Genomic DNA, 18,703 nt, shown 5'->3' with positions numbered 1-18,703 from the left:
TGGGGTGTGCGGCGGCGCTTACGCCGCGGGCACCGGCAGCGCCGTCACCGACTTGATCTTCTCCATCGCGAAGCGCGAGGTGACGTTCTTCAGCGGCACGGCACTGATCAGCTTCTTGTAGAAGACGTCGTAGGCCTGCATGTCCGCGACCACGACGCGCAGCATGTAGTCGACGTCGCCGGCCATCCGGTAGAACTCCATCACCTCGGGCATGGCGCTGACGGCGTCGGCGAATTTGCGCAGCCAGGCTTCCGAATGGTCGGCGCTCTCGACCGAGACGAACACCGAAATCCCGAGGCCGATCTTGTTCTGGTCGACCAGCGCCACGCGGCGCAGGATCACGCCGTCGGCCTCCAGCCGCTGGATGCGCTTCCAGCACGGCGTCGACGACAGGCCGACCCGGTCGCCGATCTCGGCGACGGAGAGCGACGCATCCTCCTGCAGCACGGTTAGAATCTTGCGATCGATCGCATCGAGGCGGCGGCTGTTGTCATGAAGCTGAATGGCGACATCGGTCATAGAAGAAAGTTCCATATGAGGGTTCAATATCCCTCATATAGAGAAGAATCTTCCAAATCAAGCGATTCGTGGCGGCTCAGGCCGGCCTGGCGTCGGCGTGTTGACCCAAAAACTCTTCAACTTCAGTACGTTGCGGTGCGGCATAAGCACCCCCGAAGCGGGTGCATTTCAGCGCTGCAGCGGCCGAGGCGAAGCGGAGCGCGTCCCGTAGCGGCTGTTTCTCGGTGATGGCGAGGGCGAAGGCCCCGTGGAAGACGTCGCCGGCCCCGAGCGTGTCGACGGTATGGACCGGGAAGGCCGGGGTTTCCTCGAGCTCGCCGTTCTCGTTGAGCCAGATCGTGCCCATCGGCCCGCGCGTGCCGGCCAGGAAGGAGGGGGTGAGCTTGGCGAGCTTGTGCAGCGCCTGGCCGTCGTCGGTGACGTCGGCGGTCTCCTGCAGCGGCTCGCTGGAGAACACCAGGTGGGAGGAGGCGGTGAGCAGCCCCTCCCGCATCGACATCGCGCGGTCGACGTCGACCACCACGGGGATACCGCGCTTGACCGCCTCGGCGCAAAGCTCGGTGCAGAACGGCGCGCAGCGGCTCTCGGTCAGGATCGCCGCGCAATCCTCCAGCAAGAGTTCGGTCGGCGGCAGCTTGACCTTCCAGAGCTCCGGATCGCGGAAGGTGACGATGGTGCGTTCGCCGCTGTCGTCGATCATGATCGCCGAGATCGGGGTGACCAGGTTCGGCATGTGGATCAGATGATTGGTCTCGATGCCTTCCTGGGCGAGCTTGTCGAAGATGTAGCGGCTCGAGGTCTCCTGCGAATCGCCCATCGGTCCGCAGATCGAAGCGCGCCCGCCCAGCCGGACGATGCCGATGGCGGCGTTCAGCGCATTGCCGCCGCAGATCTCGTCGAAATGCGTCGCATTCTCCTTGGAGCCGCGCGCCGGGACGCTGACCCGAAAGGTCAGGTCGCGCACCGGCAGGCCGATGCAGAGGATGCGGGGCGGGACTTTCGGGGCGCCGTTCTGAAAATTCATGCGGGGATCCGTCGCGGTGGTTCCGTTACTGCCAGAACTGTGTCCAGCTTTAATCGGCAGAACGATGTCCGGTTCCCGCTATTTGTCCAACGGGTTCTGGTGATGCACCCAGCGGCCGAGCAGATGATGGGCAATCGCGAACGGATGCGGGCCGGCGAGCCCTTCGGGATGCTGGCGCTTCAGCATCAGCGACGCCTCGGCATGGTCGAACCAGCGCGCATCTTCCAGCTCGGTGCGGTCGACCACGATGTCCTCGTTGGTCGCGCGCGCGGTGCAGCCGATCATCAGCGATGACGGATAGGGCCAGGGCTGCGTCATGTAGTAATTGACGTCGGTGCAGCGGATGCCGGACTCCTCGAAAATCTCGCGCCGCACGGCGTCCTCGATGGTCTCCGCGGCTTCCACGAACCCGGCGAGGCAGGAATACATGCCGGGCATGAACTGCTTCTGCCGTCCCAACAGCACCTTATCGCCATACGTGACCAGCATGATCACCACCGGATCGGTGCGCGGAAAGTGCTCGGCCTTGCAGCTCGGGCATTCGCGCTTCCAGCCGCCGTCCTTCATCGCCGTGCGGGTGCCGCAGTTCGCGCAGAAGCCGTGGCGCTGATGCCAGGTCACCATCGATTTCGCCATCGCGATGGCCGAGAGCTGCTCGGGCGGCACCACGCCCTGCATCGCCATGCCGCGCAATTCGGTGATCGCGACGTCGGCGCGTCCGACCAGCTTCTCGGCCGCCTGCGGCGCGATCCCCATGCCGAAGATCGGCGCGGCGTCGCGCAGCCCCAGGAAGATCGTGCCGGGATTGGCGCCGTAGCTGCGGGCTTCCTCCAGCGACAGCAGCGCGCGGGCGCCGCCGTCCTCCTGCTTCACGACCAGCGAGTCGCGATAGATCACATAGGCTCTAGCCTCGCGGTGGCCTTCCAGCGCGAACAGCTTCTCGTCGTTGGTGCGCAGATGCGCGGCGCGGTCCAGCACGTGGGTGACGAAGGCCGGCTGGCCGAGCGGAAATGAATCGAATGCAGACATTGAATGTTCAACCCAACCAGATCTTGCGGCGAAGCGCGCTGATGAAATTCTGCACTTCCTCGGCGTCATGCGCCAGCGGCGGCATCACGCCCCAAACGGGACGCGGCCATGCAGCGTCGCTGGTGCGGCGCGCGATGACGTGGACGTGCAGCTGCGGGACGAGGTTGCCGAGCGCGGCGACATTCAGCTTGTCGCACTTGGTGACCTCTTTCAGGGCCCGCGAGACGCGGGTGATTTCCGTCATCAGCTGCGCCTGCGCGACCTCGTCGAGGTCGATGATCTCGACCGCGCCGTCGCGCCGCGGCACCAGCAGCAGCCACGGATAATGCGCATCCTTGATGACGAGCACCTTGCACAGCGGCAGGTCGCCGATGTCGATGGTGTCTTTCTTGAGCTGCGAATGCAGCGACCAATTGGAGGCGGGCATGGGGGGCAAATAATGCCTTTCCGTGTTCCCAGACAAGCCCCGCAAAGCCAGCCTTACAAAGCCGGGTCAGGCCGCTTGCTTTCCGGCGGTTTTGGCCCCAAATAGGGACCGGGAGATTGGCGGTGGACGAGCCACTCGCCAACCGGGTCAGGTCCGGAAGGAAGCAGCCCTAACGAGGTCCGGATCGGGTCGCTCGTCAGTCTCCTACCTGTTTTTCCGAGCGAATCGCGCTGGAATGGCGGTCTCCGCGCCCGGCGCTCGATTTTGGCTCCTATCCGCACGCCGGCTGAAGAGACAATTCCCAAGTTGCGGATCGATGCATGAATGACGCTGGCGACCCCTCCCATCCGTCCGACGGCGCAGGCAAAGGGAGCCTTGACGGCGGTTTCGATCTCGGCGGCGCGCCGGACGCCGCAAAACCCTACCGCGTTCTTGCCCGCAAATACCGCCCCTCCAGCTTCGAGGACCTGATCGGCCAGGAGGCCATGGTGCGCACCGTCTCGAACGCGTTCGAGACCGGGCGAATTCCGCAGGCCTGGATTCTCACCGGCGTCCGCGGGGTTGGCAAGACCACCACCGCGCGCATCCTCGCCCGCGCCTTGAACTACGCCAAGCCGGACGGCTCGGTGCAGGGGCCGACCATCCACATGCCGGACCTCGGCATCCACTGCCAGGCGATCATGGAAAGCCGGCACATGGACGTGCTGGAGATGGACGCCGCGTCCCACACCGGGGTCGACGATGTCCGCCAGATCAATGACAGCGTGCGCTACGCGCCGGCCAGCGCGCGCTACAAGGTCTATATCATCGACGAAGTCCACATGCTGTCGACGGCGGCCTTCAACGCCTTCCTGAAGACGCTGGAGGAGCCGCCGGAGCACGCCAAATTCGTGTTCGCCACCACCGAAATCCGCAAGGTTCCGATCACGGTGCTGTCGCGCTGCCAGCGCTTCGACCTGCGCCGCGTCGAAGCCGACGTGCTGATGAAGCATCTCGGCAATATCGCGACCAAGGAAGGCGTCGAGGTCGAGCCCGAGGCGCTCGGCATCATCGCGCGGGCGGCCGAGGGATCGGTGCGCGACTCGCTGTCGCTGTTCGACCAGGCGATTGCGCATGCCGCCGGCAATGTGAAGGCCGACGCGGTCAGGCAGATGCTCGGCCTCGCCGACCGCACCCGCGTGATCGATCTGTTCGAACAGCTGGCGCGCGGCGATATCGCCGCCGCCTTCGCCGAATTCCGCGCGCAATATGACGTCGGCGCCGATCCGGTCGTGGTGCTGTCCGACCTTGCCGAGTTCGTCAATTTCGTCACCCGCGTGAAGTTCGTGCCGGGGACGGCCGACAATGTCGCGTTCGGCGAGACCGAGCGGGTGCGGGCGCGTGAATTCGCCGCCAAGCTGTCGATGCGGGTGCTGTCGCGGATGTGGCAGATGCTGCTCAAGGGCATCGCCGAGGTGCAGACCGCGACACGCCCGGCCGCTGCCGCCGAAATGGTGCTGGTGCGGATTGCCTATGTCGCCGATCTGCCGACGCCGGATGAGGCGATCCGGATGATCGAGCAGAATGGCGGTGGCGCTGCGCCCGCGACGTCGGGTTCCGCCGCGTCGTCACCGTCACGCGGCGCACCGAGCTCGGCGATGTCGGCCATGCCGTCGGCGCCGGTGCGCACGCCGCAGGCCGCGCCGCGCGGCGATCTCGCCGCGCGTCCGCAGATGGCAGCGCCGGTCGCCGATGCCGCGCCGGCGCTGCGGATATCAAGCTTTCCGCAACTGATCGCGCTCGCCGGCGAGAAGCGCGACATCATGATGAAGAGTGCGCTGGAAGCCGATGTGCGGCTGGTGCGCATCGAGGACGGCCAGCTCGAGATCGCCCTCGAGCCGAAGGCGCAGCGCGCGCTGGTCACCGATCTGTCGCGCAAGCTCGAACTATGGACCGGGCGGCGCTGGACCGTGATCATCTCCAACGAGGCCGGCCAGCCCACGGTGCGCTCGCAGAACGAACTGGCGCGCAGCGAGCACCAGCGCGCCGCCGAGGCCGATCCGCGCGTGCAGGAGGTGCTGGCGCGCTTCCCCGGCACCAAGGTGGTCGAGGTTCGCCGCCTTGCCGCCGAGGTTCCGGTTTCGGATGCGTCAGGCGAAGACCCGATTGAAACTTCCGACAGCGACGACGATTGATATTTGGCTATAGGGACGCACGCATGGCTGATTTTCTCGGCATGATGAAGCAGGCAGCGCAGCTGCAATCCAAGATGCAGGAGATGCAGGAACAGCTCGGCAATGTCGAGGTCGAAGGCATCTCCGGCGGCGGCCTGGTCACGGTGCGCATGACCGCCAAGATGGAAGTGAAGGGCATCAAGATCGATCCGTCGCTGATGAAGCCGGAGGAACGCGAGGTGCTCGAGGATCTCCTGGTCACCGCGCATGGCGATGCACGCCGCAAGGCCGAGACCGCGATGCAGGAGAAGATGATGGCGCTCACCGGCGGGCTCGGCCTGCCGCCGGGATTTGGTCCGACTTAAATGGCTGCAAGCGTTGCCGGCCCCGAGATTGAACGCCTGATCCAGTTGCTGGCGCGGCTGCCGGGCCTCGGGCCCCGTTCGGCGCGGCGCGCGGCGCTGCATCTGATCAAGAAGCGCGAAGCCCTGATGACGCCGCTGACCGCGGCGCTGCAGGTCGCGATCGACAAGATCCAGGTCTGCAAGACCTGCGGAAACATCGATACACAAAACCCCTGCACCGTGTGCACCGATCCGCGCCGCGATCCCTCGATCATCGTCGTGGTCGCTGACGTCGCCGACCTCTGGGCGCTGGAACGCGCCAATGCGACCAATGGCCGCTATCACGTGCTCGGCGCAACGCTGTCGCCGCTCGACGGCGTCGGTCCGCAGGATCTCACCATCGATCAGCTGGTGGCACGCGCGCATGCGCCTGAGGTCAGCGAGATCATTTTGGCGCTCAATGCGACCGTCGACGGCCAGACCACCGCGCATTACATCACCGACCTGTTGTCGGAGGCCAATGTGCGGGTGACGCGGCTGGCGCATGGCGTGCCGGTCGGCGGAGAGCTTGATTACCTCGATGAAGGTACGCTATCTGCAGCCATGCGGCAGCGGACGCTGTTCTAGCGCGCGATGCTGGCGCCGAGCACGCGTCAGGCGCCAAGCGATCGGTCACAATCCGAAAAGATCGCACCAAAACAAAATGGTAGGGTGGATGCCGATTCGGGGACGGTCATTCACGCTCTGACGAATCAAGATACGGAACCACTGACAATGACGGCACACCGATTCGGCGTACGCTTGTTCGGCGTACGTTTGGGCTTTGCGCTTCTGACGGCAACGTTCGCCGCGCCTTGCGCGCTCGCGCAGCAGGCCGACGCCCCGCAGAAGCCCGGCAAGATGATCCACGCCGGCGACGTGCTGTCGGGAGAGCTCGGCGTCATGAAGGTGCGTGACGCCAAGAACCGCGGCAAGCGCGTCGCGACCTACCAGATCACCAGCGAGCCGCGCCGCCTGCCGCCGCCGAACGGTCTGTGCAATCTCGAGACCGGGCCGGAAACCTTCCAGCTGATTCCGACCAACGACGCCCAGGCCGCGCAACTCAAAAGCCTCTCCGGCAAGGAAATCTCGGTGAAGGTCGACGAAGTCGCCTGCGCCAAGGACGCCGGCGAGATGAGCGAAGCCATCGTCACAAAGTGGAGCGTGGTGGCGAAGTAGGATCGTGCCTCGGTTACGGTGTCATCGCCTGGATGCGCGGGTAATGACACCGCGCTGTTTCTTGAGTTGCGACCCATCCTCATCGTCGTCCTGGCGAAGGTCAGGACCCATAATCACTGGCCTTGCTTGTCGGATGGATCGTGGCCTCGACATCGCGCAACAATTCGCATTTGGGGTAATGGGTCCTGGCTTTCGCCAGGACGACGCGCGGAGAGAGTGGTTCCGCCGCTTCCCCGCTGAATTACGAACGCCTCTGGAATACAGGGCGGATTCACCCGGTCAAGCCGGGCTACAGGCGACTAAACCCTGACCGGCCCCAGCTCGTCGAAATGCCCGCGCCGCTGCAGCCAGGCGAGCAGGATCAGGCTCGGGATCGCGACCAGCACGCAGATCACGAAGAACATCTGCCAGCCGACGGCCTTGGCGACATAACCGGCGCCTGACGACAGATAGGTGCGGCCGACCGCGGCGAGCGCCGTGAGCAGCGCGTACTGGGTCGCGGTGTGCAGCGGATTGCGGCACAGCGCCGACAAATAGGCGACGAAGATCACGGTGCCGATCGCGCTGGTGAAATTCTCCGCGGTGATCGCAAGCGCGAGCGCCCATTGATCGACGCCGACATGGGCGAGCCAGGAGAATGAGAGATTGGCGACCGCCTGCAGCACGCCGCCGATCCAGAGGCTAGTCGCGAGCGAATAGCGCCGCGCCACGAAGCCGCCGGCAAAGCCGCCGATCAGGGTCGCGGCAAGGCCGACGCCTTTCACGATCGCCGCGTAATCGACCTTGGAAAAGCCGATGTCGATCACGAACGGCGCGGTCATGGTGCCTGAAAACGCGTCGGTGAACTTGAACAGCACCACAAAGGCGAGCGCCGCGAAGGCGTCCTTGCGGCTGAGGAACTCGGAGAACGCGCCGAGCGCGGCATGTAGCACGCGTTCGGCCGGGTTCTGCGCATGCGTCGCCGCCTCCGCGCCCTTCGATTGCGTCGGCTCGGTCGCCGCAAGCGCGGTGACGATGCCGATCACGACCAGCGCGGCCATCACCACGTAGCCCCACATCCAGGCCGACAGGCGCACGAGGCCAGCGGACTCGAAGCCGCTGACGATGAACAGCGCGCCTGCGGTCGAGACCAGCATGCCGACGCGGTACGCCGCGACATAGGACGCCATGCCGGCGGCCTGCTCGCTTTCAGGCAGGCTTTCGACGCGGAAGGCATCGACCACGATGTCCTGCGTCGACGATGCGGTTGCGACCAGCAGCGCGGCGAAGGCCGCGAACCACGGCGATCGCGCCGGATCGGCCATCGCCAGCACCAGGATCGCCGCGATCAGCAGCAGCTGCGAGAACAGCAGCCAGCCGCGGCGGCGGCCGAACATCTGCGTGAACAGCGGAACATGCAGCGCGTCGACCAGCGGCGCCCAGAGGAATTTCAGCGTGTAGGGCGTGCCGATCAGCGCCAGCAGCCCGATGGTGCCGAGATCGACCCCGGCCTCCTTCATCCAGACCTGCAGCGTCGAGCCCGACAGTGCCAGCGGCAGCCCCGAGGAGAAGCCCAGCAGCAGCACGATCAGCACCCGCGGCTGCAGATACACCGCAAAACTGTCGCGCCAGGAGGTGGCGGCGGGGGGATTCTTTTCCGATTGGGTCGCGGTCACTTCGGGCGCGGTCATGTCCCTCTGTTAGCAGATTCGACCGCAGCTGCCTTGGCTCCCTCTCCCCGCTCTTTCGCGGGGAGAGGGTTGGGGTGAGGGGCTTTCTCAGCGAATTATGACGGGTGCAATGTGCGGAAGCTCCCCCTCACCCGAAATTCGCGCGATGCGCGAATTTCGACCTCTCCCCGCAAGCGGGGCGAGGTGGCTACTCCCCTGCCTGCAGCTTGCGCGGGGCGGGGAACAGGTCGGGGGCGGGCTTGACGAAGCGGGGGACCTCGATCGGGGTCTCGGACTTGCTGAAGTCGAGTTCCTCGATCCGGCCGGCGCGTTTCTCGATCTTGTCGGCGGAGATCAGGATCTGCCTGACGTCCTCGTTCACCTGGCCGAAATGGGTCTGCAGCTTGAGCACGCGATCGCGCAGGCGGCCGAGGTCGTCGCCGAGATGCATCACCTCGTTGCGGATCTGGTCGGCGGCGTCGCGGATGCGGGCGTCCTTCAGGATCTGCTGCATCACCTGGATCGCCAGCATCAAGAGCGAGGGCGATACCAGCACGACGCGCGCGCGATAGGCCTTCTGGATCACGTCGTCGAAGCCGTCATGGATCTCGGCATAGACCGATTCCGACGGCACGAACATCAGCGCGGTGTCCTGGGTCTCGCCAGGGATCAGGTACTTCTCCGCGATGTCGCTGACATGCTTCAGCACGTCGGCGCGCAGCCGCTGGCTGGCGAATTTGCGCTCCTCGTCGCTGCGCGCATCGTGCAGCGCGGTCATGGCCTCGAGCGGGAATTTCGCGTCGATGCAGAGCGGGCGCTGGTCGGGCAGAAACACCACGCAGTCCGGCCGCTTGCCCGACGTCAGCGTGTACTGGAACTCGAACGAGCCCTTCGGCATGCCGTCCTGGACGATCGCCTCCATCCGCGCCTGGCCGAAGGCGCCGCGCGATTGCTTGTTGGCGAGCACGTCGCGCAGCGTCGTCACCTGGGTGGTGAGCTCGTTGAGGTTCTTGTGGGCGTGGTCGATGATGCCGAGCCGCTCGTGCAGCACGCGCAGCGAATCCATCGTGTTGCGGGTCGATTGCTCCATCGACTGGCCGACCCGGTGGGTCACCGAATCGAGCCGCTCGTTGACGGCGCGGGCCATCTCGGCCTGGCGGCCGGCCAGCGCCTGCGCCATAGTATCAACCTTGGCATCGACCCGCCCGGAGGATTCGCTCTGGGCCCGCAGCATGTCGGCGAGGCGCTCCTCCAGTTCGTCGGCGCGGATGGCCTGGGCCATTGCGAGTTCCGCGCCGCGCCGGCTGGCGCGTGCGATCACCACCGCAATGGCGAACAGCAGGATCAGCGCCAGCGCCCCAAGGCCGATCAAGGCGTCGGAGACACGGACGGGAAGGTCGCCAATCGTGAGGAGAATCTCGTTCATGCCGGCAGTTGTAGCCGATTCGCGGCCAGGTGCGAACGAAGAGGGAACGTTTAAGGCAAATGCATTCCTGATTTTCCGGGTTAATGCGGGGTGAAGAAACGTGGTTAAGGTTGTCCTAACGGGTTCCTGAGCGCATTGACCCCATGAAGTCAGCAGCTTAAATCGCCGCCATGGCATTAAGAGAAATTATCATCCTGCCGGACAAGCAGTTGCGGCTGGTGTCGAAACCGATCGAGAAGGTGACGCCGGAGATCCGCAAGCTGGCCGACGACATGCTCGAGACCATGTATGACGCGCCCGGCATTGGGCTCGCGGCGATTCAGGTCGCGCAGCCGCTGCGGCTGATCACCATGGATCTCGCCAAGCGCGACGAGAACGGCGAGACCACGGCGAAGCCGCGCGTCTTCATCAATCCGGAGATCATTGCGCGTTCGGAAGAACTGTCGGTGTACGAAGAGGGCTGCCTGTCGATCCCCGAATATTACGAGGAGGTCGAGCGGCCGGCGCGGGTGCGCGTGCGATTCACCGATCTCGACGGCACGGTGCATGAGGAGGATGCGGAAGGGCTCTACGCCACCTGCATCCAGCACGAAATCGATCATCTCAACGGCGTGCTGTTCGTGGATTATCTGTCGAAACTGAAGCGCGACCGCGTGTTCAAGAAATTCGAGAAGGCCGCCAAGCGCGCGGCGGAGTAGGCGCGGTCGCTTTCCCGGACGCGTCATGGCCGGGCTTGACCCGGCCATCCACGTCTTGCTTCGCTGTCGCCGAAAACGTGGATGCCCGGGGCTTCTTGTGCGAAGACGCGCTTCGCGCTTAAGCACTCCAACTGCTACCGAGCCTGTCTAATGCCTCTCCGCCTGATCTTCATGGGCACGCCCGATTTCGCGGTGCCGACGCTGCTGGAGCTCGTAGCCCATGGCCATGAGGTCGTGGCGGTCTACACCCGCGGGCCGAAGCCGGGCGGGCGGCGCGGCCTGCAATTGCAGCCGACGCCGGTCGAGCAGGAGGCGCGCCGCCTCGGCATTCCCGTGCTGACGCCGAAGACCCTCAAGACCTCGGAAGCGCTCGAGGAGTTTCGCGCGCATGACGCGGATGCCGCCGTCGTCGTCGCCTATGGCATGATCCTGCCGCAAGCCATTCTCGACGCGCCGAAGCTCGGCTGCTTCAACCTGCATGCCTCGCTGCTGCCGCGCTGGCGCGGCGCCGCGCCGATCAACCGCGCCATCATGGCTGGCGATGCCGCGAGCGGCGTGATGGTGATGAAGATGGATGTCGGCCTCGACACCGGGGACGTCGCGATGGCCGAGCGGTTGCCGATATCGGACAGCATGACGGCATCCGATCTGCACGACGCGCTGGCGCCGCTCGGTGCCGACCTGATGGTGCGCGCGATGGCGGCGCTCGGGCGCGGCGGCTTGCAACTGACGAAGCAGAGCGAGGACGGCGTCACCTATGCGGCCAAGATCGAGAAGGCCGAGGCGCGGATCGACTGGACACAGCCGGCGCATATGGTGCTGCGGCACATTCACGGGCTCTCGCCGTTTCCCGGCGCCTGGTGCGAGCTTGCCGGCGAAGGCGAGCCGGTGCGGCTGAAGATCCTGCGCTGCGAGCTGGCGAAAGGCTCGGGCGCACCGGGCGATGTGCTCGACGACAATTTCGCGATCGCCTGCGGCGACGGCGCGATCCGGATCCTCGAACTGCAGCGCGCCGGCAAGGCGCCGATGAAGGCAGCGGATTTCTTGCGCGGCACGCCGTTGAAGCCGCCTGCGCGGCTCGGCTGATGCCCCGCTACAAGCTCACCATCGAATATGACGGCACGCCGTTCTCCGGCTGGCAGATCCAGGACACCGCGCCGACCGTGCAGGGCGCGCTGGAGGCGGCGGTCAAGGCGATCTGCGGCGAGGACGTGCGCGTCCACGGCGCAGGGCGTACCGATGCCGGAGTGCATGCGCGCGGCCAGGTCGCGCATTGCGACATCGCCAAGCATTTTCCGCCCGGCCGCTTTCGCGACGGGCTGAATGCGCATCTGCGGCCCAATCCGATCGGCGTGCTCGCGGCTGACATCGTGCCCGACGATTTCGAGGCGCGGTTCTCCGCGACCAGGCGGCACTATCTCTATCGCATCACCAACACGCGCGCGAACCTCGCGCTCGACATCGGCCGCGTCTGGCGCGTGCCGCGCGCGCTCGATGCTGACGCGATGCACGCCGCCGCGCAGCGCCTGCTCGGCAAGCACGACTTCACCACCTTCCGCGACACCGAGTGCCAGGCCAAATCGCCGGAGAAGACGCTCGATCAGCTCGATGTCACCCGTGACGGCGCCGCCGTCAACATCGTGACGTCGGCGCGCTCGTTCCTGCACAGCCAGGTGCGTTCGATGGTGGGCTCGCTGGTCTGGGTCGGCGAGGGTCGCTGGAGCGCCGACGATCTTGCCGGTGCGCTCGCCGCCCGCAACCGCGCCGCCTGCGGCCCCGTGGCGCCGCCGGACGGGCTCTACCTGATGCGGGTGGATTACTAGGCGGGAATGATCTCGTAGGATGGGTGAAGCCAACGGGTCCGCGCAACGCGCGGCCCGATGATAAACTCCGCGAAACCCATCACTTCGAATCCGCGGCGCCCATGATGGGTTTCGCTGCGCTCTACCCATTCTACGGATGTGAGTACCCGAAATACCACGCTGTATCTGGTGCGGGTGGATAACTCGGAGCCCCAACCCCTACTGTGCATGGGGTTGTTTTCGATGTTTTTGTCCAGCCGGGCGGCTGGCCTACCCGAAATACCGCTCCAGCACGCCCCGATAGATCCGCGTCAGCTTCTCCAGATCGGCCACCGGCGTGCGCTCGTCGACCTGGTGCATGGTCTGACCGACCAGGCCGAACTCGATCACCGGGCAATAGCTCGAGATGAAGCGCGCGTCCGAGGTGCCGCCGGAGGTCGATAGCTCCGGCCTGCGGCCGGTGATCTCCTCGATCGCGGCGACCGCGAGGTCGGTGAACGGGCCGGGCTGGGTGACGAACACGTTCGAGTTCGACGGTTGCCAATCGATATGGGCGCGGATCCGGTTGCCGCAGGCTTTCGCCAGCCGCTCATCGACCATCTGCCGCAGGCTCTCCTGGGTGTGGTTGTCGTTGTAGCGGATGTTGAACTTCGCCCGTGCCTGGCCGGGGATCACGTTGGTCGCGGTGTTGCCGACATCGACGGTGGTGAATTCGAGGTTGCTGGCCTGGAACTGCGCGCTGCCGTGATCGAGCGGCTCGTCACTCAGCGCCACGATCAGCCGCGAGATATCAGGCACCGGGTTGGAGGCGCGGTGCGGATAGGCGACATGGCCCTGCACGCCGTCGACCACCAGCGTGCCGGACTGCGAGCCGCGCCGGCCGATCTTGATCATGTCGCCCAGCACTTCGACATTCGAGGGCTCGCCGAGCACGCAATGATCGAATGTCTCGCCACGCTCGGCGCACCATTTCAACAGCTTGACGGTGCCGTTGATCGAGACGTCTTCCTCGTCGCCGGTGATCAGGAAGGAGATCGAGCCGTTGCCATTCTCTTGTGGCTTGCCGCCACGGTCCTGCAGATATTGCAGCACCGCGGCGACGCTGCAGGCGATGCCGCCCTTCATGTCGACGGCGCCGCGGCCATAGAGATAACCGTCCTTCACCTCGCCGGAGAACGCGCCGAGCGTCCACGCCGCTTCATCGCCGGGCGGCACCACGTCGGTGTGGCCAGCGAAGGTGATATGCGGCGCCGAGGTGCCGATGCGCGCATAGAGGTTGTCGATATCGGCGGTGCCGGGCTCGGAGAAGGTCACGCGGTGGACTTCGAAGCCTGCGGCTTTCAGCAGGTTTTCGAGAACGCCAAGCGCGCCGGCGTCGGCCGGGGTGACGGAGGGGCAGCGAACGAGATCGCGGGTAATCGAGACGGCATCACTCATGCGCCTCGCTTAACACGTCACACGGCGGGTGGACCAGCTTTGTGCGGCACGATATCGATCTCGCTCTGCTGATCCCAGCCGCGCGCGGAGCGCGACCCGCTGTCGCGGCCTTGCCGCACATGGGTTTTCCCAAGCGGATTGGGGCCGTAGCGATTGGGGTAGCTGGTGCCGCGCAGAAAGGCGAGCTCGACGAAGCCCCAGACATAAAGCACGAAGACGATCAGGCCCGCGGCCGTCACCCAATAGGATTCATCGGAGAGCCGGTCCGAGAACTGGCTCATGAGACCCGGGATCGCGAAGAACGGGACCATCCACCAGCCGCTCTTGTCGCGGTCGTGCAGTCGCTTGATCGAGACAGCGACATAGACCCAAACGAACAAGAACGTTCCGCAGGCCTTGACCAGCAATGCCGGCAATCCGGCCCAGCTCAGCGATTTGTAGCTGTCGGGGTCGAAGGCCCGGAAGATGTCGTCGACATTGAAGCTGAACCCGTTCTTGCCGCCGAGGCCGGCCGAGACCGCGAGTAAAGCTAGGAACATCATCCAGCAGACGATGATCAGCCCTGCGAGCCAGAATTTGGCCCGGTTGACGCGGCCCTTGAAGCCGAACAGGTAGTTGGCCCAGTCCATGAAAATAAGCTCCGGGCTGCGGCAATTCTTCGCAGCCCGGAGATATGTCGGCGTCGGATCGAAATTGGTTCGATCAGTCCAGACCCGTCGTCCTGAGGTGCGAGCCTTGCGGCGCAATTGCGCCGCTGGGCGAGCCTCGAAGGATGCACGGCCCCGCTGGTGGCCGTCGACCCTTCGAGACGCCTGCTTCGCAGGCTCCTCAGGGTGACGGTGATGGACTGATCTCGCGGCGGAAAAGCGATCAATCCCGCAGCAGCTCGTTGATGCTGGTCTTGGCGCGGGTGCGCTCGTCGACCCGCTTGACGATCACGGCGCAGGCGGTGGCAGGTCCCGGCTGGCCGTTCTTCAGCGGCTTGGCCGGCAGGGTGCCGGGCACCACGACGGCATATTCCGGGACCTCGCCGACGAAGATTTCGCCGGTCTCGCGGTCGACGATCTTGGTCGAGGCGCCGAGGAACACGCCCATCGACAGCACCGCGCCCTTGCGCACGATCACGCCCTCGGCGACCTCCGAGCGCGCGCCGATGAAGCAGTCGTCCTCGACGATCACGGGCTCGGCCTGCAGCGGCTCGAGCACGCCGCCGATGCCGACGCCGCCGGAGATGTGCACGCGCTTGCCGATCTGGGCGCAGGAGCCGACCGTCGACCAGGTGTCGATCATGGTGGCTTCATCGACATGGGCGCCGAGATTGACGAAGGAGGGCATCAGCACGACGTTGCGGGCGATGAAGGCCGAGCGGCGCACGATCGCGCCCGGCACGGCGCGGAAGCCGGCGTCGCGGAAACGGTTCTCGCCCCAGCCCTCGAACTTCGACGGCACCTTGTCCCACCACGATGCCTTGCCCGGGCCACCCGCGATCTGACCCATGTCGTTGAGGCGGAACGACAGCAGCACGGCCTTCTTCAGCCACTGATTGACCTTCCACTTGCCGCTCGTCTCGCGCTCGGCGACACGGGCCTCGCCCTTGTCGAGCAGCTCCAGCGCGTGGTCGACCGCCTCGCGGACCTCGCCCTTGGTCGAGGTCGAAATGCCTTCGCGGGCGTCGAACGCGGTGTTGACGGTGGTTTCGAGGGCGGACAGCGACATCGGGACAATCCTTGGCGTATCGGGGATTATGACGGGATTTTGCGGGGCTTTTTCGGAATTTGGGGCCGCGGAGTCAAGGCAAACTCCTCCGTCGCCGAGTGGTCTCTCTTCCGTCGTCCCGGCCAAGCGAAGCGCGAGCCGGGACCCATAACCACAAATGCCCGTGTTGCGGCACGCTGGTGCCACGGCGCGTAGCCAAGCGCAGATTGGTGGTTATGGGTTCCGGCTTTCGCCGGGACGACACCTGTTGAGAGGCTACGGCTTCAGCTGCTGCAGGAAGCCGGTGAGATCATCCGTGACATGGTCGACATGGGCGGCGTCGCGGCCTTCGAGCTCCCAGGTCTCGCGCACCACCTCCTGGCTGCCGTCGGGCACGACGAGCACGGTGGTCATGCCGAGCTCATGCGGCACCACCAAATTGCGCGCGAGGTCCTCGAACATCGCAGCCCTCGCCGGATCGACGTCGTGGAGCCTGAGGAACTTCTGGTAGGTCTGCGGTGCCGGCTTCGGCTCGAGATCGGCGGCGATGATGTCGAACACGCCGTCGAAATGGTTGCCGATGCCGAGCCGGCCCAGCACCGCATCGACATGGTCGACCGAGCCGTTGGTCAGGATCAGCTTGCGCCCCGGCAGTTTTGCGATCGCGGCTCCCATCGCCGGATTCGGCTGCAGCGGCGAGTGGTCGATCTTGTGCACATAAGCGAGATAGTCGTCGGCCTGCACGCCGTGCTCGGTCATCATACCGCGCATCGTGGTGCCGTAGCGCAGGTAGTAGTCCTTCTGCAGCCGCCGTGCTTCCTCGGGAGAGATCTTCAGCCAGTTGCTGACGAACTCGCCGATCCGCGCATCGACCTGCTGCCACAGGTTGACGTGATGCGGGTACAGCGTGTTGTCGAGGTCGAACACCCAGGTCTCGACATGGCTGAAGCTGCGGGGAGTATTCATTGTGGCTCTCCACTTGTCAGCGTGAACGTCGTTCCGCCCTCCGCCGTCGTCCTGGCGAAAGCCAGGACCCATACCGCGGAATCTATCAATGTGGCACGGTGCTCGTCGTTCTTCGCCAAACGCAGTCTTGTGGTAATGGGTCCTGGCCTTCGCCAGGACGACATCGATGTTTGCGGCCTCATTATCTTCATCACGGCATCGCAAAGCGCAGCGTCTTGCCGCCGCTGGTCATGTCGACGGTGGTGAAGCCGAGTGCGGCGAGGCCGCGGGTGCTGCAGTCGCCCTGTTCGTTGATCTCGAACTTGCTTTCGCGGGTGCAGAGCTGGACCCCGCCGCCCCAGTTCAGCGGCTTGTCCTTGATGCGGATGGCCCGGTTGTCGTTGTCGACCGCTTCAGCAAACGAATAGATCTGCTTCGGCGTGCCTGACACGTCCGGATGCAGGCACTTGCCGGGGTCGATGCGATACCAGCCGCGGCTGGTCACCACCTTGCCGTCGTCGGTTGCAACCGCGGCCATCACCTTGTGCGGCGTGTCGTTGCACCAGGTCAGCCCCGATGGCGACGGCTTCTGCACGGCATCGATCATGGTGGCGAAGAAATTCGGCGACTGCACGATGTCGCTGGCGAGCCCGCGACTCCTGAGGAATGCCGCCAGCGCACTCTGGGTCTTCGGCCCGTCGACGCCGTCGATCGGCGCGGCATCGTAGCCCGCGATCACCAAGAGGCGCTGGATGCCGGCGAGGCGCGCCTGCTCGTCGTCATATTCGCTGTCTTCGGCGAGATAGGCGACCAGATGGCCGTCGTCGGTCTTGGTCGGCGTGATCTGGGTGAATTGCGCGGGCATCTGGCCGGAACGGCATTGTCGCGCGGCGGCGATCACGAAATTGTCCTGCGCCACGCAGAGCGTGTCGGTGCCGTTCTGCGGGATCGGCGAGGCGCCGTAGACGCCGAGCGCCCGCGCATTGAGCAGCACGCGGTCGGCGGTGAGCGCGCCCTGCACCACGACCCGGCAGGTCGCGGGATCGATGCGGAACCAGCCGCGTGTCGCGGTCGCGGCCTTGTCGTCGATGCCGATCGCGGCCTCGATCACATAGCTCATGCGGTTGCAGAGCTTGAGATCGGCATGCGCCGGCGCCGACGAGAACAGGAACGACACCAGCGCGGCCGGCAGCGACATCGCGAGCCGCGCCGGCAGCGACCGGCGAGGAATCCTCGCCGTGTGTCCCGCGTCTGCCATTACTTGTGGATCAGCGTGCCGGTGCCCTGGTTGGTGAAGAGCTCGAGCAGCACCGCGTGCTGCGTCTTGCCGTCGATGATCACGACGCCCTGCACGCCCTGTTCGAGCGCGTAAATGCAGGTCTCGACCTTCGGGATCATGCCGCCGGAAATCGTGCCGTCGGCGATCAGCTTGCGGGCTTCCTTGATCGACAGGTCCGGAATCAGCTTCTTGGACTTGTCGAGCACGCCCGGCACGTCCGTCAGCAGCAACAGGCGCTTGGCCTTGAGCGCGCCCGCGATTGCGCCGGCGAAGGTGTCGGCGTTGATGTTCAGTGTCTGGCCGTCCTGCGAGGTCGCCAGCGGCGCCAGCACCGGGATCAGCTCATAGCCGATCAGCTGATTGAGCAGCGTGAGGTCGACCTTTTCGGGGTCGCCGACGAAGCCGAGATCGATGGCCTTCTCGATGTTGGAATCCGGATCGACCATGGTGCGCGTCGTCTTCGACGCCTTCACCATGTTGCCGTCCTTGCCGGAGAGGCCCACGGCCTTGCCGCCCGCCTCGTTGATGTAGCCGACGATCTGCTTGTTGACCGAGCCCGCCAGTACCATCTCGACGATCTCGATGGTCGCGGCGTCGGTGATGCGCAGGCCCGCGGCGAATTCCGACTGGATGCCGAGGCGCTTCAGCATGGTCGCGATCTGCGGCCCACCGCCATGCACGACCACCGGATTGATCGCGGTCTGCTCGAGCAGCACGATGTCGCGCGCGAACGCCTTCGCGGTGTCCTCGGCGCCCATGGCATGGCCGCCATATTTAATGACGATGGTTTCCTCGTCATATTCCTGCATGTGCGGCAGCGCCTCGGACAGAATGCGGGCCTGATCGAGCGGGCTGATGTGCTGGTCGGTCATGGGGCTGGTCTCGTCGTCAGCGGAGGGGTGGCGCGGTTCTATCTGATTGGCGGGCAGGGCGCAAAGCGGTCTTGACCCTCTCCCCTTGTGGGAGAGGGTGGCTTCGATGCGACGGCATCGAAGCCGGGTGAGGGGTCTGTCTCCGCGGATAGAGACCCCTCATCCGGCGCGGATTGCATCCGCGCC

19 protein-coding genes and 1 other RNA gene are annotated in these 18,703 nt (G+C 65.4%); 8 read left to right on the top strand and 12 right to left on the bottom strand.

Translation table 11 applies throughout. From position 1 onward, the window contains the following. Window positions 1-18: 18 nt before the first annotated feature. The 4 genes from ACVMDN_RS35015 to ACVMDN_RS35000 all read right to left on the bottom strand — a co-directional run bounded on the left by ACVMDN_RS35015 (window position 19) and on the right by ACVMDN_RS35000 (window position 2,999). Entirely contained in the window at window positions 19-519 is a 501-nt protein-coding gene (locus ACVMDN_RS35015) for an Lrp/AsnC family transcriptional regulator (RefSeq protein WP_016848075.1), read from the bottom strand. Between the two features lie 76 nt (window positions 520-595). Then, the gene (locus ACVMDN_RS35010; RefSeq protein WP_057018982.1) at window positions 596-1,543 is read right to left on the bottom strand and encodes a sugar kinase; all 948 of its coding nucleotides are present in this window, start codon (window positions 1,541-1,543) and stop codon (window positions 596-598) included. Between the two features lie 78 nt (window positions 1,544-1,621). Further along, on the bottom strand, window positions 1,622-2,572 hold the full coding sequence (nudC, locus tag ACVMDN_RS35005) for an NAD(+) diphosphatase (protein ID WP_076834914.1): 951 nt from the start codon (window positions 2,570-2,572) through the stop codon (window positions 1,622-1,624). A gap of 7 nt (window positions 2,573-2,579) precedes the next feature. Then, entirely contained in the window at window positions 2,580-2,999 is a 420-nt protein-coding gene (locus ACVMDN_RS35000) for an HIT domain-containing protein (protein ID WP_028344138.1), read from the bottom strand. 111 nt (window positions 3,000-3,110) lie between these two features. On the opposite strand from ACVMDN_RS35000, the gene ffs reads away from it, so the two are divergent. From ffs to ACVMDN_RS34975, 5 genes are all read left to right on the top strand, one after another. After that, an RNA gene (ffs, locus tag ACVMDN_RS34995) (signal recognition particle sRNA small type) lies at window positions 3,111-3,207 on the top strand. Between the two features lie 112 nt (window positions 3,208-3,319). After that, the gene (locus ACVMDN_RS34990) at window positions 3,320-5,173 is read left to right on the top strand and encodes a DNA polymerase III subunit gamma/tau (protein WP_076834915.1); all 1,854 of its coding nucleotides are present in this window, start codon (window positions 3,320-3,322) and stop codon (window positions 5,171-5,173) included. Between the two features lie 23 nt (window positions 5,174-5,196). Further along, window positions 5,197-5,517: a YbaB/EbfC family nucleoid-associated protein gene (locus tag ACVMDN_RS34985; RefSeq protein ID WP_028335943.1), complete on the top strand. Its 321-nt coding sequence runs from the start codon at window positions 5,197-5,199 to the stop codon at window positions 5,515-5,517. Beyond that, window positions 5,518-6,123 carry a recombination mediator RecR gene (recR, locus tag ACVMDN_RS34980; RefSeq protein WP_028335942.1) on the top strand — a complete coding sequence of 202 codons (606 nt, stop codon included), beginning with the start codon at window positions 5,518-5,520 and terminating at the stop codon, window positions 6,121-6,123. Window positions 6,124-6,270: 147 nt separating this feature from the next. Further along, window positions 6,271-6,714 carry a hypothetical protein gene (locus tag ACVMDN_RS34975; RefSeq protein ID WP_371852196.1) on the top strand — a complete coding sequence of 148 codons (444 nt, stop codon included), beginning with the start codon at window positions 6,271-6,273 and terminating at the stop codon, window positions 6,712-6,714. 299 nt (window positions 6,715-7,013) lie between these two features. On the opposite strand, the gene ACVMDN_RS34970 is transcribed toward ACVMDN_RS34975, so the two are convergent. Beyond that, window positions 7,014-8,384 carry an AmpG family muropeptide MFS transporter gene (locus tag ACVMDN_RS34970; RefSeq protein ID WP_076834916.1) on the bottom strand — a complete coding sequence of 457 codons (1,371 nt, stop codon included), beginning with the start codon at window positions 8,382-8,384 and terminating at the stop codon, window positions 7,014-7,016. A 187-nt stretch (window positions 8,385-8,571) separates the two neighbouring features. Then, on the bottom strand, window positions 8,572-9,789 hold the full coding sequence (locus ACVMDN_RS34965; protein ID WP_076834917.1) for a DNA recombination protein RmuC: 1,218 nt from the start codon (window positions 9,787-9,789) through the stop codon (window positions 8,572-8,574). Window positions 9,790-9,959: 170 nt separating this feature from the next. Here ACVMDN_RS34965 and def point away from each other — a divergent pair, with 170 nt between their 5' ends. From def to truA, 3 genes are all read left to right on the top strand, one after another. Continuing rightward, window positions 9,960-10,487 (top strand): peptide deformylase, encoded by a 528-nt coding sequence (gene def / locus ACVMDN_RS34960; protein ID WP_038385628.1) that lies wholly within the window; start codon window positions 9,960-9,962, stop codon window positions 10,485-10,487. 150 nt (window positions 10,488-10,637) lie between these two features. Next, entirely contained in the window at window positions 10,638-11,573 is a 936-nt protein-coding gene (gene fmt, locus ACVMDN_RS34955; protein ID WP_076834918.1) for a methionyl-tRNA formyltransferase, read from the top strand. Next, window positions 11,573-12,310, top strand: coding sequence for a tRNA pseudouridine(38-40) synthase TruA (gene truA, locus ACVMDN_RS34950; protein ID WP_076834919.1), 738 nt, complete (start codon window positions 11,573-11,575; stop codon window positions 12,308-12,310). Before fmt ends, truA begins: the two co-directional genes overlap by 1 nt. 249 nt (window positions 12,311-12,559) lie before the next feature. Here the strand turns inward: truA and dapE are convergent, their stop codons facing one another. The 6 genes from dapE to argB form a co-directional block, all read right to left on the bottom strand. Beyond that, window positions 12,560-13,726, bottom strand: coding sequence for a succinyl-diaminopimelate desuccinylase (gene dapE / locus ACVMDN_RS34945; protein ID WP_076834920.1), 1,167 nt, complete (start codon window positions 13,724-13,726; stop codon window positions 12,560-12,562). A gap of 17 nt (window positions 13,727-13,743) precedes the next feature. Beyond that, window positions 13,744-14,355: a DUF805 domain-containing protein gene (locus tag ACVMDN_RS34940; RefSeq protein WP_076834921.1), complete on the bottom strand. Its 612-nt coding sequence runs from the start codon at window positions 14,353-14,355 to the stop codon at window positions 13,744-13,746. 241 nt (window positions 14,356-14,596) lie between these two features. Further along, window positions 14,597-15,442, bottom strand: coding sequence for a 2,3,4,5-tetrahydropyridine-2,6-dicarboxylate N-succinyltransferase (gene dapD, locus ACVMDN_RS34935; protein ID WP_076834922.1), 846 nt, complete (start codon window positions 15,440-15,442; stop codon window positions 14,597-14,599). 255 nt (window positions 15,443-15,697) lie between these two features. Further along, window positions 15,698-16,387 carry a pyrimidine 5'-nucleotidase gene (locus ACVMDN_RS34930; protein ID WP_076834923.1) on the bottom strand — a complete coding sequence of 230 codons (690 nt, stop codon included), beginning with the start codon at window positions 16,385-16,387 and terminating at the stop codon, window positions 15,698-15,700. 190 nt (window positions 16,388-16,577) lie between these two features. Beyond that, on the bottom strand, window positions 16,578-17,564 hold the full coding sequence (locus ACVMDN_RS34925) for a DUF1036 domain-containing protein (RefSeq protein ID WP_076834924.1): 987 nt from the start codon (window positions 17,562-17,564) through the stop codon (window positions 16,578-16,580). Between the two features lie 59 nt (window positions 17,565-17,623). Then, window positions 17,624-18,517, bottom strand: coding sequence for an acetylglutamate kinase (argB, locus tag ACVMDN_RS34920; protein ID WP_016848093.1), 894 nt, complete (start codon window positions 18,515-18,517; stop codon window positions 17,624-17,626). Between the last annotated feature and the right edge of the window lie 186 nt (window positions 18,518-18,703).

The organism is Bradyrhizobium sp. USDA 4510 (assembly GCF_054059095.1).
The sequence above is the reverse complement of the archived record's forward strand: the minus strand, read 5'-3'. Positions and strand labels throughout refer to the sequence as shown.